11 protein-coding genes are annotated in these 13576 nt (G+C 44.1%); 2 read left to right on the top strand and 9 right to left on the bottom strand.

Going from position 1 to position 13576, the window contains the following annotated elements; genetic code table 11:
* Nucleotides 1-383 precede the first annotated feature (383 nt).
* A complete protein-coding gene (locus A5N88_RS25635) occupies nucleotides 384-524 on the top strand; it encodes a hypothetical protein (RefSeq protein WP_198160375.1) in 141 nt (46 codons plus the stop codon).
* Nucleotides 525-693: 169 nt separating this feature from the next.
* On the opposite strand, the gene A5N88_RS19170 is transcribed toward A5N88_RS25635, so the two are convergent.
* The 5 genes from A5N88_RS19170 to A5N88_RS19150 form a co-directional block, all read right to left on the bottom strand.
* Entirely contained in the window at nucleotides 694-1440 is a 747-nt protein-coding gene (locus A5N88_RS19170) for an STAS domain-containing protein (protein WP_066268962.1), read from the bottom strand.
* Nucleotides 1427-2089, bottom strand: coding sequence for a cobalamin B12-binding domain-containing protein (locus A5N88_RS19165; RefSeq protein ID WP_066268960.1), 663 nt, complete (start codon nucleotides 2087-2089; stop codon nucleotides 1427-1429). The genes A5N88_RS19170 and A5N88_RS19165 overlap by 14 nt, the downstream gene beginning before the upstream one ends.
* 10 nt (nucleotides 2090-2099) lie before the next feature.
* A complete protein-coding gene (locus tag A5N88_RS19160; RefSeq protein WP_066268958.1) occupies nucleotides 2100-2462 on the bottom strand; it encodes a hypothetical protein in 363 nt (120 codons plus the stop codon).
* Complete coding sequence (locus tag A5N88_RS19155; protein ID WP_066270707.1) at nucleotides 2459-2764, bottom strand: antibiotic biosynthesis monooxygenase family protein; 306 nt, start codon at nucleotides 2762-2764, stop codon at nucleotides 2459-2461. Before A5N88_RS19155 ends, A5N88_RS19160 begins: the two co-directional genes overlap by 4 nt.
* A 296-nt stretch (nucleotides 2765-3060) precedes the next feature.
* Complete coding sequence (locus A5N88_RS19150; protein ID WP_066268955.1) at nucleotides 3061-4854, bottom strand: PAS domain S-box protein; 1794 nt, start codon at nucleotides 4852-4854, stop codon at nucleotides 3061-3063.
* A gap of 995 nt (nucleotides 4855-5849) precedes the next feature.
* Here A5N88_RS19150 and A5N88_RS25630 point away from each other — a divergent pair.
* Entirely contained in the window at nucleotides 5850-5990 is a 141-nt protein-coding gene (locus A5N88_RS25630; RefSeq protein ID WP_198160324.1) for a hypothetical protein, read from the top strand.
* Between the two features lie 195 nt (nucleotides 5991-6185).
* On the opposite strand, the gene A5N88_RS19145 is transcribed toward A5N88_RS25630, so the two are convergent.
* The 4 genes from A5N88_RS19145 to A5N88_RS19130 are packed head-to-tail and all read right to left on the bottom strand — an operon-like array spanning nucleotide 6186 to nucleotide 13554.
* A complete protein-coding gene (locus A5N88_RS19145) occupies nucleotides 6186-8885 on the bottom strand; it encodes an accessory Sec system protein Asp2 (protein WP_066268953.1) in 2700 nt (899 codons plus the stop codon).
* Between the two features lie 48 nt (nucleotides 8886-8933).
* On the bottom strand, nucleotides 8934-11069 hold the full coding sequence (locus A5N88_RS19140) for a glycosyltransferase (RefSeq protein WP_083953223.1): 2136 nt from the start codon (nucleotides 11067-11069) through the stop codon (nucleotides 8934-8936).
* An 11-nt stretch (nucleotides 11070-11080) separates the two neighbouring features.
* A complete protein-coding gene (locus tag A5N88_RS19135; RefSeq protein WP_066268951.1) occupies nucleotides 11081-13237 on the bottom strand; it encodes a CgeB family protein in 2157 nt (718 codons plus the stop codon).
* Nucleotides 13234-13554 (bottom strand): hypothetical protein, encoded by a 321-nt coding sequence (locus A5N88_RS19130; protein ID WP_066268949.1) that lies wholly within the window; start codon nucleotides 13552-13554, stop codon nucleotides 13234-13236. The genes A5N88_RS19135 and A5N88_RS19130 overlap by 4 nt, the downstream gene beginning before the upstream one ends.
* Nucleotides 13555-13576 lie beyond the last annotated feature (22 nt).

Raw genomic sequence — 13576 nt, 5'->3', positions numbered from 1 at the left:
TCCAAGTTGATCGCAGCGGAAGGCGCGAGACTCCTGCGGGATCAGCGTGTACAGGGAGACCCCGCAGGAGCGTAGCGACGAGGAGGCTTCCCTTCCGCCCCGCGGAAAGCGAGTGCCTTCAGCAGAAATCAACCGGCAGGACGAACAGAGCGTTATGCAAATTTGAGTAAAAGCCTAAAGTTGAACGATATCCAAGTTGATCGCAGCGGAAGGCGCGAGACTCCTGCGGGATCAGCGTGTACAGGGAGACCCCGCAGGAGCGTAGCGACGAGGAGGCTTCCCTTCCGCCCCGCGGAAAGCGAGTGCCTTCAGCGGAAATCAACCGGCAGGATGATCAGGGCGTTATGCAAATTTGAGTAAAAGCCTAAAGTTGAATGATATCCATGCTGATTGAAGCGGAAGGCGCGAGACTCCTGCGGGATCAGCGTGTACAGGGAGACCCCGCAGGAGCGCAGCGACGAGGAGGCTTCCCTTCCGCCCCGCGGAAAGCGAGTGCCTTCCGCGGAAATCAACCAGCAGGATGAACAGAGCATTAATTCGAGAATCCTGCTGAAAGCGAGCGCCCGCATCAATAAACAAGTGTAACAAAACCTAAAAAAAGCACGGCCAATTTTCAGCCGTACTTTTCCAAATGAAATTTATAATCTAAGCATGCCAGTCTGCTTTCCACCAGATTGAATAGAATGGCGCATATTAGAGGCGCTTTTTCAAGACCTCTCTTAAATTAGATTCATAGATGATTTTGTCTTCAAGCTCATAATTATTTATATAAACTGCATGCTCAGGTTTAATGCTGATGATGAAAATTTGATTGCCCATAAGTGTCAGCATCTGGACTAATTTTGTGAAGGAACTGATTCCTCTTTCTGTGACGGTTGAAACAGCATTAAAATCGAAAAAGATTTTATCACATTCAGACTCATACACTCTGCTCATCAGTTCTTCCGATCTTTCTTTTAAAAGAGAGTGGTCCAATTCTCCGTAGATGGGGATAAGAGCACTCCGGTCTGTTAATGTAATATAAGGGATCGATAATTCTTTGATCTTGCTATATGCCTTTTCAACCTCTTCCTTCTTTTCCAAGAGTTCAAAGTTGGTGGTTGCCAGCCGTTCGTGGTGCTTTTGAACAAGCCCTTCCAGATTTTTGATCCGCTGGTCCTGCTGAATACAAACCAGGTGGCCCGTTTCTTTTTCCCACGTAACGGAACAATTGAACAGTGCAAAAGGTGCCTGAACCGTTTTTAAGACCAGCTCCACTTCCTTGCTGTGATGAACATCCTTTAAGAGAGATTCTGCTTTTTTCATACTTCCTTCATTTACAATGTCCCGAAAATTTGATAGCTGTCCAAAAAGCAAATCTGCAGCAATTGAACATCCTACTACGTCGAATGAAGGAGTAATTTCAAAATAAGGATAGGGAAATACCTTACCTGATGGCATTCACATTCTCCTCGCTCTGAAGCCTGACAAGCCATTCATCCACTGTATCGAGAGTAGGGAGGATTTGTGTTTTCGGTGAACACAATGCAGAAAAATTCATCGTTGGCGTCAATCTCCCACCCAGCATGACAGTTGGCTTTGCAGGCATGTTTTCCAGCGTTTCGATGTAGCTGTTAAGTGTGGAAGTATGGTAAGCAATCGTGATGGAAAGCCCAATGACATCCGGCTGCCATTCCCCTGCCATTTTTATGGCATATTCTTTCGGAAGGTTTGCGCCAAGCATCCTGCTTTCCCATCCATGCTCCTCAAACAGCAATGATACCAGCTTCAAGCCAATCGAGTGCTGTTCATTTTCCACACAAAGAAAGAGGGCTTTCCGGCGGCCATCCTTTGGTTTGAAGCTATTTTCCTTATGATAGCGGTAGCGGGAAAGGACATATTCACATGTACTTGTTGCAAGGTGTTCATCTGCAACGGATATCACATTATTTTCCCACATCTCGCCAATTTTCCGCATACCAATGGTAACTAAGTCTTCATAAATTTCTAGGCTGGTCTTTCCATTATTGCTTTCGTCCAGTACAATGTTCCATGCCAGCTCCTGGTCACCGGAGAGAAGGGATCTTACAAATGAATCCATTTGCTCCATTGTTGTCACCTCACTGTAATTCAGCCTGTTCCTGTAAAGAATGTATAGCCAGTTCAAGCAGCTGGAGGTACTCATCCTTTTTCTGAATGTTCTCCTCCTTGATTTCCTGCTCAATTCTTTCAAAGTTATCAATAAGGAGAGAGGTTTTCATTCCCCTTTTGGTTAAAATATTATTCAGCCATAAGGCATAATCGGTAAAAAACTTTTGATCATTCATATATAAAGCCGTTTCCAAGTGCTTAAAGTGGTGTTCATTGTCTTCCCATGTCCGCTTCTTTCCTGTTTCGCCATAGCGTTCAAGAACCTCAGGGAAATCATTAAAAATGCCTTCCACCACTTTTTTTATCATGGCGCTGGTTTGCTCTGGCGTCATTGTGCCACCACCTTATAACGCTTAACTGTCGGGCGGATACTCGCAAGCTCCTGGTCAGGGTAATTTTTTTCCAGCTCATGGACCCTTTTAAAATCCTGGCTTCGAACCCATTGAAGATAATCATCTTTCGTCTCCCAGCACATATGCACGGTTAATTGTCCCGGCCTCACTTCATTTTGAAGCAGCTGAAAGGAAACAAATCCTTTATATTCATCCACTAGCCTCGAGCGCTTTTGATAAATGGAAATCAGCTCATCAGCCTTTTCTTCTGGTACCTCTACTATTGAATCTACGATATACATGGACAAGTAACGCCTCCGATCACCCGATTAAACCCTTTCTTTCATCCTATTAATCTATTCCCATTATGACATAAAAGCACATCTGTATAAACAAAAAGCCATAGTGCCGAGCCATTTTTCCGCCATTTGGGATATCGGTGCATGAAAGCCAATCATGACTTTTTTACTTTAAAGCATAAAAGGGGTCAGACCCCTTTTGTGCTTTAATTGGTTAAAGTGATTATCTTTAAAAAGGCAGCACCGCCCAAGGTCTTCAGCTTCTGCGGCTGAGTTTCGGGGCAGCACTGCCTATTTTATTATTCTATCAACGGAAGAGTGATGGTGAAGGTTGTCCCCTTATTCAGTATGCTTTCTATTTCAATTTCCCCCTGATGGTTCTCAATGATATTATAGGATACCGCAAGTCCCAGGCCGGTTCCTTTCTCTTTGCTTGTAAAGAAAAGCTGGCCGATCTGAGGAAGGAGCTCCTGCGGGATTCCCTGGCCTGTATCAGAAAGAACAATGACCGCTTCCGACCCTTTCCGCTTTGTTTCTATTTTTATCACACCGCCTGAAGGCATCGCTTCAATCGAGTTTTTGATCAGATTGATAAACACCTGTTTAATTTGATTTTCTTCACAATGAATGATGAAATCTTCCTCACTGAAAAGCTTTGTAATCAGCACTTTCTCCTTCAGAGCCTCCGTTTCCATCAGCCTGGTCACCTGGCTGAGAATGCCATGAATATTTTTATGGCTGAATGTGGTGCAATTAGGCTTGGCTAGCAGTAAAAGCTCGCTGATGATGCCTTCAATCCTCTCAATTTCCGAGTACATGACATCTAAATATTCCCGCTTCAAGGGATTTCCAGCCTGCATAATCTGTAAAAAGCCTTTTACCGCAGTAAGGGGGTTCCGTATTTCGTGTGCAACCCCCGCTGCAAGCTGTCCCGCCATTGCAAGCTTTTCAGACTTAAGAATCATTGCTTCTGATTGAAGTCTTGCACTGATATCGCGGCCGATTCCCATCACTTTTTCTATTCTCCCATCCTGATTGCGAATGGCCTTTATGCTCAATTCAATCCATATATAAACGCCTCTTTTATTACGGATCCTTACCTTTGCCACGTCAACATCCCTCTTGCCCCAATGCAAATAAACAATGTCTTCGGGATGATAATAATTAAAAATCAGCGTATCGATAATTTCTGCAGGCTTATACCCTAACAGCCTTTCTACAGCAGGCGAAATATAGGTGCAGATTCCTTCTGGCGTACAGCTTGAAATGATATCCTGAGAGTTTCGCATTAAAAGCTGATATAATTCCTTTTGCTCCCGTATTTTCTTCTGCTTGCAAATCCTTTCGGTAATATCCTTGGCAATGCCAAAGATCCACACAACCTCATCATTTTCTATAATGGGTGCATTGGTTATACTCATATAGCGTTTTTCCTTCTGCTTCGTTAGAATAGGAACCTCATAGGATTGGGCGTTTCCCTTTAAGGCTTCAGAAAAATGGTACCTTACTTTTGGCCAATCCTCCTGTGCGGCCAGCGATGAAATGGACATCTCTTGGGCTTCATTCTTCGAGTAGCCGGTATGTTTTTCAAACCCATTGTTTACCGATAAATATCGTCCATTTTTATCAATAAGATACAAAGCATCCGGATGCTGCTCAAATAGATTTTGATTTTTAAAAAAGCCAAGTGGCAGCTTGTTTTTATCATTGCTAATATCCCAAAATTCCACTTTTATACCCTCTTTGTAAGGGCTGGCATTTACCTCAAACCATTTGTCCAGTGGAAAATAATATTCTTGAAATTGTACCTTTATTTTTTGTCCCATCACTTTATGGTATTCAAAATAGAAGGTGGACCGAAATGCATTTGGAAACTCATCCCATATCATTTCACCTATTAAATCCTGTTGCTTTCTTCTTAGCAAGTCTTCGGCTATTTGATTGACAAAGGTAAACCGCCAATTCCGGTCAAGCAAATAGCAAGCTCTATCAGCCTGCTCTACACCAATGGGAGAGCGGCATTCAGCTGCATGAATGATCCTTTTTCCAGTTCTAGTTCCTGCCAACTTATTACCTGCGTGGTTGCCTTCCATAATCAAGTACCCCTTTTTATAAGAATACAGGTAACCCCTACCTATTACCTATATGTTACATCAAAAGAGGATCATTAGGATAGATGTAATCTAACTTTTTAGAATCTTTAGATGACGTCATTGTATTCTAACAATCCTCTTATCTCTTCTCTTTTCTGACACACTTTCTGCAGCTGATCATAGAAGGAAAAGTGATAGGCACCTTCGAAAAATTTAAGTCTGTTTATTCAGATGATTGTGTTTGTAGAACCTGCCGCATCCCGGGGCTGATTTCGCTGCCTGTTATCTTTGATTACATAGAAAAAAAGCGCAGCCCCCTTGGGTTACGCTTTTTTTCAATCCGGCTATGTCGGATTCTTGGAGAAAGATTTGCGCGGATTCATTCCTTCTCTATGAATATATCGGTTCCGCGAAAGGGTCCCTTTTGTCATAGAGACAAATCCTCCTTCTAGCGCAGTGCCGAATACTTTGGTTGGAGATGATCTTAAAACATTCACGTTTTATCAGGTCCCTTCCTACTGGTATTGGCCTTACACTTTCTATTTACCCGATGGCCTTGGACTAAAACACAAAAATTCGATAAATTCCCTCTATTTACGGTGGTAATTTAAGGAATTAACTGTTAGCAGACAAGGCTTTTCATTTCAGCCGCTCCATCTTCATAATAGGATGAGAAAATCTACTGTTCTGCCCTGCTATAGATTGAACGTAGGATTGGCTATTGATTTTTGCTCCAGACACCCGCTTTTCGCAGGGAAGACAGCGAGCTTCCTCGGCGTTCATTACGCTTTCGAGGTCTACGTTTGCCTGCTTGTCCCGCAGAATTCTTGCTTATTCCAATCAACAGAACAAAAACCACTATTATTCCAATTTTCAAGTTCGATACTTGGATATTGAAAATTCAATGACAACTTTTTTCTTTATGTTTGGCTGTAATGGGTAACGGGTATTTTAAAAATACTTCCAAAAGTATTCACCACAGAGGAGGTGCCACCATGGATGTCAATGATAGACTCAAAAATGATTCAATAGAACAGAAGAAAAAACAAAATAGAAATGAAGACATTGAACCACAGCGCGAGCCAGGCAAACCGCCGGTGAAACACTCGCAGCATAAAACCCTGCACGAATGTTAAACTCGTAAACTGTGTTCCTTCGATAAACCACCAAGTTCAATAGGCAGCCGTTTAAATAATGTTCAAAAAGATGCCTGGTATGGATTTGTCCATCTATGAACAGCCACCATTTATGCTAAAACAATCTTAAAAAAAGCCAGCTTCACTCAGCTGGCTTTTTTCAGTGCGCATACAGCTCTATCAAAGAAATTCCTCTTATGTCTTCGCCGCTTCTCCCTCTTCCACCCTATCGATTATCACCCGGTTTGAGCTTCTGGACAGCTGCTGTCCCTCCGCATTTTTTACGTGCACACGAATCATATAAGCTCCTGCTTGCTTTGCTTGATAATGAAATTCAGGCTCCTCCTGGTAAAAAAACTTTTCTGCAGGATCATCGTCCTTATACACATAAAAGGCATACTGAAGGCCCTCTCCTTTTGCCTCGCATGCAACAATTAGCTGATCACCCTCCTGTTTCAGCACAACGCTTTGAATAAGTGGCGGCATTTTTCCTTCAAAAGGAATCTCCAGGATCCTGCTGATCGTTTGTTTGAGATAGAATGGAAAATAAACCTTTAAATCTGCATGGTTGATTTCTTCCTCTACCTTTAAGCTCGCCTGAAAGCCTTTGTTCTTCAACACCTCGTACAGCGGAAGCACATGATTTCTGAAATGGTCATCCTTTGATCCCACATAAAGATGAATGGCAGACGATACATCAGCAGGCTGCTCCAGAACCGCTTCCATCAGCCGATTTAAAAACAAGCCATCGGAATTTCCGCTTCCTCCCGCTATATATTCAGCGATATCGGTCTGCTTTGACTCATCCACTAAATAGGTACCCAGCCGGCTTTGCGGTCCTCCGGCAATCACAGCGCCCGCACTGTATTTAATGCCGAAATAAAGTGCAGCAAATCCGCCCTTGGAGGATCCCGCCATGATGACATTTTTATGAAGGATGCCATGCTTTGCCATGATGTAATGAATCAGTGCAGCAACAGACGTTTCAATGGAATAGTCTTTGTTTTTTCCAATATAATAGGCTCCCTGGCTTCCAAAATCATCAAGAATGAAAAGCTTATTGGCTCCGATACCATCAAGGGTTTTCATATAATTATAGGTAAACCGGTAAGGATGGTTAATAGCCGAAAAAACAACAATCAGCTGTTCACGGAGCGAAGCATCTTCTGCCGGAACAAAGGTATAGTTTAGATCGCGCGTACTTTTAAAATGTGACTCCTCTTTCAGGAGAGGCTCCTTATCCCGATTAATGCGGAACGATGTTAACCGAATCTCCGTCAAGCACTCGGCCGTTCTGCCGCTTACCTCCAACTCTACGACTTCCGCTTTTCTTTTCGATTCCATTTCCGGGAACATCCACCCCTGAATCTCCGGCCGTTCTTTTCCATTTATAGTTCTCGTGATAAAAGAAATATCAGAGGAAAATTCGATTTCCGCTACTTTCCTGTTATGGCGAAAGCATTCAATGATCCGGTCATGGGCATATACCTTTAAATCAGGAGCAAGATGCCAAAGAAGCTTATATTGATGCTCTTCATCTGACACCATCTTGTCCCGGATCGAAAGACAATTCTCCTGTTTGTTATAAACCACCTTCCGTTCATGACGCACTCCGTCATAGCGCTCATTTACACCGGCCGCCTCTGATGCTTCCTGGCTGATCTGGCAGCTGTCCATATACACGCTGCTATGCTTTCCATCTACCCGCGGCAGCCCCTTCCCGTCCACCAAGAGGGTATTATGAGCAGCGGAAGAATAAGCATACTGAGTGTACTCATCCTTGTAGTTATAGCCGTTCGGTCCGGCCTCTGTCAGAATGTCGCCGTCCGAATAAACATAGATGCTAAGGTCATCACTGTGCTTATGATAGCTGGTATGGTATGCGGCTGAAAACAGCACATAGGTGCCTGCTTCCTTCTTTGACCAGCTGTCCCGGAAAACCGCGTAGCCTGATTCAGGAAACACCATATCGGTTTCTGTTGGCAGCTCACCCTCCCTGCCTGCCGTTATGGCATACCGGTGCATAGGGGTTTCATATACCCCCTCATAGAGGCTCCCGATGATTTTTTGGGGCGCTGTATCACCAATTGAAGGCAGCGAGCCGTCAGGAAGAAGAATGGCTGTCCCATACCGTTCCGTTTTTTCATAAATGGACTGAAATATTTTTGCGGATGGAGGATCCAGCTCCAGCAGCCAAACAGCCAGCTTTTTCACATTCATGGCCACTTCATAATGATAAGAAGGAGAGTGCTCCTTATGGACACCCTCTGTGGTAAAAATAGACCCAAAATACCGGGTAAGCCTTCTTATGGCGAGCGGAATCCAACCCCTGCACTGTGGATGGGATTCGAGAAATGAAACGGCGTAAGCGAGCAGGGCGATGTCCTGAAACATGCCGTGATTCGTGCCGCTAGAGTGAAAATCATCCTCGCTCAGAAGGCTTGCCGTCATTTGCATCGCATCTTCCAGGCAGTCTTTATCCTCCTTGGAAAGCTCCTGATATGAAAAAAGATGAAACTGGATCCAGTACATCAGCCTAAGGGCCGTTGTTTCATCATGATAAGCCATTAAATGCCGGCTTTCTCCAAATGGATGCTGATCAATCCAATCCCTGATAAAATCCATGCCTTTCGTGACATAAACAGGATTCCCCGTCTGCCTGTATGCTTCCGTCAAGCAGCCCAGAAAGGTATGGCCATGGAGCAAGCGCTGAAAGCTCCGCGATTCCCCTCCGTTCCAGGCTATTCCGCTCTCATATTTTACCGCTCGATGAGGCGGCAGTTTAATGGTATGGCTGTAAATCATGTTGTCCGCTGCATGAATTGGGTCCTTACTGCGGCTGCCCGGCAGCAGTTCAATCATGGGCTTTAACCGTTTTGGAATCGTCTTTTCCATCAGGAAGACCTCCTCCTCGTGAATTCATACTGAACATCTGCATCCGCCTTACAACAAGGATAAAATGCATTCCTCCAGCTTTTCTGTAATCAGGTGGCGGTCAAAGCTTGCCCGCGGATACCCCATCAGGTCATCCTTCTGTAAAGACATGTCTGTCTGTTTTTCAATGAATATGGCTGCCTGTTCTTCCTCGTTAAAAAGAAACTCTTTTGGATAAATGGTTTCCGAACCCTTCCAATGCAGCACGACCGGGAAACTGCCGGAGGACATGCCTTCCATAGGCGCCAGGTGAAAGCTTTCAAAATCACTGGTGGATAAACAATAGCCTATTTTCCTGAACCACTCCTCCATGTCGCTGCCGTGCTCGTCAAAAACCACATTGTTTTTCCATGGGGCCTGATTAATCCTTTCAAACACCGCTTCATAGTAATCATTTTCTTCTTTTCGCCTTCTGAGCCATGGCAGCTCCTGGGGCATACGGCTTTTAATATACAGCGTATACCGCGGATCCTTTTGCCAGAGGGCCTCCAAAATATTCAATGCCCTGTCCAGCCGCTTTCTGGAAGGAAGAATGCCGCAGATCCCCAGATTGAATTTTACTTGTTCCTCATCCAGCTTCGGCTGATTAAATTTCTGTGTATCAATCATATTGTAAATCATGACCATCTTTTCCCGCGGAATGCTGCAGGTTCTGTGAAATTCCTCATAAATATAAGGGGAAATCGCAATGATGCGGTCGATATTCTTTAACTGGTACTGCGCAGGGAAAACCGTCTCCCTCTCCTGCAAATGCATCCGGACAATGACTCTTTGTCCTTTTTTCTTATGGCGGGAATAAAAGACGGCATTTCCCAGTCCCCATTCACAAAACACCACATCTGCCCATTCGGAGCATTCCTTGCTGAAGGCTTCATCATGCTTATCGTGGCCCTGCCATTTGTCGATCCGGACTTCATACTTGGGATGCTTCTGAAAATATTCCAGTGCCATATGAATGAACTTCAAATCATGCCCTGCGAATACAATTTTTATTTTTTCCTGATGAAAGCTCCAAAGAAGCGGCTTAATCGCTTTATAGACTTCCTTAAACGTAAATGGCCTGCAGGCTTCATGCACCGTTTTGGCAACGGAACGGTAGAGCTTTCGGTCTGAAAAAATCTCAAGAGTTTTCTCTACAAACTCCTGCTCATTCTCTACAAATAAAGGATAATTCTTTCCCAAAAGCTGCTCATGGATCTTCGTCCTTCTCAAAAGAATGGGCTTCCCTTCCCTGCCATATTCAAGAAGCTTAGTGGAAAGCTCGACGCTCGAATCATTATCAATTTGCTCACTTCTCCAGGCAATACCAACATCCGATTCTTTGATCAGCTGGTTGGATTCCTTCCTGGAAACCGCTCCTGCCCATTGGATTTGAGGAGATTCACTGAAGAGTGCAATACATTCTTTCTTCCTTTTTGATAACTCTCCCTGAAATTTATCGCCTGCCAGATGAAGAAGGATGGAGGGGTCACTTGTGTTGACTTTTTCAAAAGCATCGAGCATTTCTTCTGTATACCAAGCTTTTGCAAATTTGCCTGTGTAGCAAAGAGCAAAGCCTTGATTCTTAAAGCTCGGCATTTCCTCATAATCCGGAATCATCGGTGAAAGCAGCTGAAACTTTTCACCGGAAACACCAATAATCTCCCCAAGGGTTTCTCCCATTTCTTTTGTCTGCACAAACATATGGGGGAATGCCTCGTAAATCTCCTTTAAAATCTCTCTCTCATCCTGCTTGATGTTCTGTTTGTCATGCGTGAAATCCGTAATATACGGAATGGTCCGCGATGCCAGTGTGCTGTTTAAGAGCTGCTTGACAAGGTTTAATCCCCTGACAAGAATGCAATGATAGTGATTTTCTTCATCCAGCTTCTCCATAATTCCTGCTGCTTCCTGAACGGTCATCCGATTCCAGTCCTGGAACCTTTCCCTTTTAAAATAACTGAACGTGTCGATGACATTGATTTGTTCAAGTCCCTCTATATCCTTTATGAGATGGTTTTTCCGAATCGGTGCCTTTAACAGGACATCCGCCCGTATGTTTTCATCCTGATTTAATACGTTCGCTAGGGATGTCAGCCAAACAGCTGAACCGTCCATAATATTTAAATCTATGTCTCCATATACCAGTATCCGAAGTTTTCTCATCTGTTCTCACCCTATAGATTGACTTGTTCGTTCAGATCGATGGATCCTTTTTTTCCAGTTCGCACAAAATTATACTTATCACTGCTAAACAGCCTGGCTCCTTTTTTAAACAAACCATCTAACGCCAGTCCTGCCTCCAGCTTCTGCAATAAGGCAGCCATATTTTCTCCCTTTAAAAGCTCTTGGCGGATGACTGCTGTTTCGGGAGCAACCTGATCGACAAACTCATACTCTTTCCCTGTGTTCCGCTCCACGAGGGTGCCGTCCTCATCCGCTTCAAAGTGATTGGCTTTCCCAATGATGTCTGCACCGCTGTATTCAATAGCAATGCCAAGATCCGTGAGATAATGCTCCCCGTAGAAATGGCCAGGATCCATATAGGTCACGTAAGGGCTTGAAACCACTTCTTCCAGCCGCTGATAGTGATCCATATAGCTTAAAACGTAAGAATGAACCGTCTCATTGTTATATTGATTTAAGATCTCGATATATCCGTCAAATAAATCTAAAAAGAGATACAGCTGTTTGTGGCTCCAGGCTTGTTTTTCAAAGGATTCCAAAACCTCGTGAAACTCTGCACGGGAACGGATCACTGAAACCACCGCGATGTCCTGATTCTTTTCCTGAAGGCTGTGGAAGCCTGCGTTCGAAAACAGCTTCATTAACCGGTGCCTGTATGTGTGATGAAGGAAGACCTCCCTGATTCCTTCCAAGGCCGTGGAACGGTAAAAGTCCTCCTCTTCCATTAGGCGCTTCAGGTTCTTTCGAAGGGTTTGATTATCCTCTGAGATGAGGACGATCCCCGGGAAAAATTTCTTCACCCCATATGAGTAGCTGCTTAATATCGGGGTTCCGCATGCCAGTCCTTCAAACACCCTTCTAGAAAACATGGTAGGCGACTCTTTTACGCTGTTCACATTCAGCATCACCTTATAGCCTTTATAGGCCTCTTCAATTTGATCGTACCGAAGGCTTCCCCTGATGCAGTCCTGGAAGCGGTCCGGAAAGCTGAAGGGGGTTTTTTGAAGTTTATTTTTTTCATAATTCCGGTCAAAAATATCCAGGCCGAATTCTGCTGCAATGTCCAGCATATCCTCCATGTCCTGTCTGCGCTCTGCATGGCGGTTGCCGTAATAAGAGCCTGCGAAACAGATTTTCGGGATCCTCTCATCCTTTAGCTTGATCGGATTATGCAGGGAGGGTTCTGCGGAAAACGGCATGGCATATACATGGGTATGCCCCGCTGTTTCCTTGTATCTCGGAATCATATTTTCATCCGTTGTATAGATAAAATCAAAGCGTTTGGCTGTATCAATAAACTTTTCAAAGTGAATCGGGTCTTCCTTATTCCAAAAAATCGTGGGGACACCATTACGTTTGCACCATTTCAGCAGTTCAAACAAAGGCGTCTTGTCTTGGTTATTGTAATGGGCGATTTTGTATTCCCATGCTCCGAAGTTTCCCCTCCAGGCAGATTCCACCATCAGCACATCCGGCTTGTTTTTCGAAAGGATCTCTCCCCAATTCTCAGGCGTAAACGTAATCAGCTGTACCTGTTTTCCAAAGCACGTCATACTGAATTCATCAAAAATGCAGGCCACCTTCATTTGGTCCAGCCTGGTGATGGAATCCTTCTGTTTTGCTGCATTAGGAAGGTAAAGAAACGGGGTATTTTTTTCCTTAATGGCAAAAGTCATTTCCTCCAGGTGAAACACACCGACATTTGAAAGCCTTAAGGCAATTCGGATCTTGCGTGTTTCCTCCTCCGGTGTAAAAAGCACTTGCTGATTCACATCGAATAAACTCGTCTTCATTCTCTTAGTTTGGGAGAATTCGGTAATGACAAGCTGAGCCTCGACATCTCCAATCAGCACACCCTTAACGTTCACTTCAAAGGTTTCATCCGGGAGAATGCTGAATTGATTGGATGGGATTGTATCGGCGTGATAGCTTGTATCCATATAGGAGACGAAATAATCCCCCGGATAATCCACATTAAAATAAAGGCCGCCATCCCTTTCATAGATATAGACATTCTCTGATGGAGCAAACCAATAGTCCTTATCGATAAAATCCGAATTTTGGACAAGGAAAGGCTTCAGATCATGAAAGATCTGCTTTTGAAAGTTTACGAGTTTATATTTAATGCTTCTTAGTAGGTCATTCATCTTTTATGCATCCTCCTAAACCATTTCTTTCTAAAGGCCCAATATTTCTTGGCCAGCCTTCCCAGCTTCGAATTTTTAAGGTTGTTCAGCTGTCTGGCGAGGTCCGCCTCTTTTTTCCTCAGAGCCTCTGCCTGCTCCTCAAGCAGAAAGATTCGATTCTCCAATTCTTCTATTTTTGCTTCGTTATCCTCTATTTCAAGAAAAAGCCGCTCGAATTCCCGCAGCATCATGTAGGTTTCATTTTTAAAGTGAAGATGCTCCCTCGATAATTCCTCATAATCTCGCTCTGGCTTTTGCTGCTTTAGCATTTCAATCAAGTGGCAATGCACCTCCAGTAAG

Origin of the sequence: Heyndrickxia acidicola (assembly GCF_001636425.1) — a bacterium.
Classification (GTDB): Bacteria; Bacillota; Bacilli; order Bacillales; family Bacillaceae_C; genus Bacillus_AE; species Bacillus_AE acidicola.
Note: the sequence above shows the minus strand (reverse complement) of the source record. Positions and strands in the feature narration are given on the sequence as shown.

What these genes read in the sequence shown, in the direction of transcription:
- A5N88_RS19140 (WP_083953223.1), bottom strand. Translation starts at nt 11,069, where the DNA reads ATGAGAAAACTTCGGATACTGGTATATGGAGACATAGATTTAAATATT.
- A5N88_RS19145 (WP_066268953.1), bottom strand. Translation starts at nt 8,885, where the DNA reads ATGGAAAAGACGATTCCAAAACGGTTAAAGCCCATGATTGAACTGCTG.
- A5N88_RS19160 (WP_066268958.1), bottom strand. Translation starts at nt 2,462, where the DNA reads ATGACGCCAGAGCAAACCAGCGCCATGATAAAAAAAGTGGTGGAAGGC.
- A5N88_RS19150 (WP_066268955.1), bottom strand. Translation starts at nt 4,854, where the DNA reads ATGGAAGGCAACCACGCAGGTAATAAGTTGGCAGGAACTAGAACTGGA.
- A5N88_RS19170 (WP_066268962.1), bottom strand. Translation starts at nt 1,440, where the DNA reads ATGCCATCAGGTAAGGTATTTCCCTATCCTTATTTTGAAATTACTCCT.
- A5N88_RS19155 (WP_066270707.1), bottom strand. Translation starts at nt 2,764, where the DNA reads ATGTATATCGTAGATTCAATAGTAGAGGTACCAGAAGAAAAGGCTGAT.
- A5N88_RS19135 (WP_066268951.1), bottom strand. Translation starts at nt 13,237, where the DNA reads ATGAATGACCTACTAAGAAGCATTAAATATAAACTCGTAAACTTTCAA.
- A5N88_RS25630 (WP_198160324.1), top strand. Translation starts at nt 5,850, where the DNA reads ATGGATGTCAATGATAGACTCAAAAATGATTCAATAGAACAGAAGAAA.
- A5N88_RS19165 (WP_066268960.1), bottom strand. Translation starts at nt 2,089, where the DNA reads ATGGAGCAAATGGATTCATTTGTAAGATCCCTTCTCTCCGGTGACCAG.
- A5N88_RS25635 (WP_198160375.1), top strand. Translation starts at nt 384, where the DNA reads ATGCTGATTGAAGCGGAAGGCGCGAGACTCCTGCGGGATCAGCGTGTA.